This window comes from Nocardioides sp. P4_G4 (genome assembly GCF_056401085.1).
In genome coordinates, this window is sequence record NZ_JBFUKA010000183.1 from 1 (window position 1) to 1,278 (window position 1,278).

The 1,278-nt window shown below is 76.1% G+C and carries 1 protein-coding gene; it reads left to right on the top strand.

Annotated elements, in window-relative coordinates:
- Positions 1–134: 134 nt before the first annotated feature.
- Positions 135–1,121 (top strand): coenzyme F420-0:L-glutamate ligase, encoded by a 987-nt coding sequence (gene cofE / locus AC1DQF_RS21615; protein WP_477527277.1) that lies wholly within the window; start codon positions 135–137, stop codon positions 1,119–1,121.
- Positions 1,122–1,278: the final 157 nt, after the last annotated feature.

The window sequence follows — 1,278 nt, forward strand, 5'->3', positions numbered from 1 at the left end:
CTGGTGGACACCCGCGACGCGCACCACGTGGCCGGGGTGCGCGAGGCCGGCATCGCCTGCGAGGCGGTGCCGCTGATGATGAGTGACCTCGACGCGACCGCCGCCATGGCGGCGGCGGCCGTCGGGCTCGTCCGGTGAGCCGGCTGGAGGTCACCGCCCCCGACGGCCTCCCTGAGATCACCGTCGACAGCGACCTCGCCCGGGTCGTCGTGGCCGTGACCGAGCTCGCCGACGGCGACATCGTCGTGGTCACCAGCAAGGTCGTCAGCAAGGCCGAGGGCCGGGTCCGTGCCGGCGACCGCGCCGAGGCGCTGGCCGAGGAGACGGTGCGGGTCGTCGCCACCCGGGGACCCACGCTCATCGTCCGCAACAGGCTGGGCCTCACGATGGCCGCGGCCGGTGTCGACGCCTCCAACGTCCCGCTGGGCCAGGTCGCCCTGCTGCCCCTCGATCCCGACGCCAGCGCTCGTACGCTGCGCGAGGCGCTGCTGGAGCTCTCCGGCGCGAACGTGGGGGTGGTGGTCACCGACACCGCCGGGCGCGCCTGGCGAGAGGGCCAGACCGACATCGCGATCGGCGCCGCCGGGCTGGTCGTCGCCGAGGACTTCGCCGGGCGCGAGGACCCCTACGGCAACCCGCTGGCGGTGACCCTGCCCGCGGTGGCCGACGAGATCGCGGGCGCCGCCGAGCTCGCCCAGGGCAAGCTCGCCGGCCGCCCCGTGGCTGTCGTCCGGGGCCGCGCCGACCTGGTCCTCGAGGCCGGCGACCACGGCACCGGTGCCGCCCGCCTGGTCCGGCCCGAGGGCGGGGACCTCTTCGGGTACGGCGCCCGCGAGGCCGTCGTCCGCGCGCTCGCCGGTCGCCCGGAGGACCGCCGCCCGTTCGGCGACCCCGTCCCCGTCCACGAGCTGGCCGGTGCGCTCGCCCGCGTCGTCGGTGGGACCACCCCTGCCCCGAGGACCGACCGGCAGGACGGCGTCGGCCCCGTCCCCCTCAGGCTCCCGGGCACCGCCGAGCGGCACGCCGTGGCAGCGGTCTGCTTCGCCCACGGGTGGGCGCTCGACGACTGGCGAGCGGGAGGATCCGACGTGGTGGCCACCGTGTCACCTGTCACTCCGTAGACTCTGCCCCCGACACCCGCCGGAACACGCTGAGCCGTGCCCCGGTCCGGGCCCTGCCCCCCACCCGAGAGACCCCAGCACCGTGGCCAAGAAGGACAGGACCGACCGTCAGGCGGTCATCGACTCCATCCGCAAGAAGCAGTCCGGCGCCGAGAAG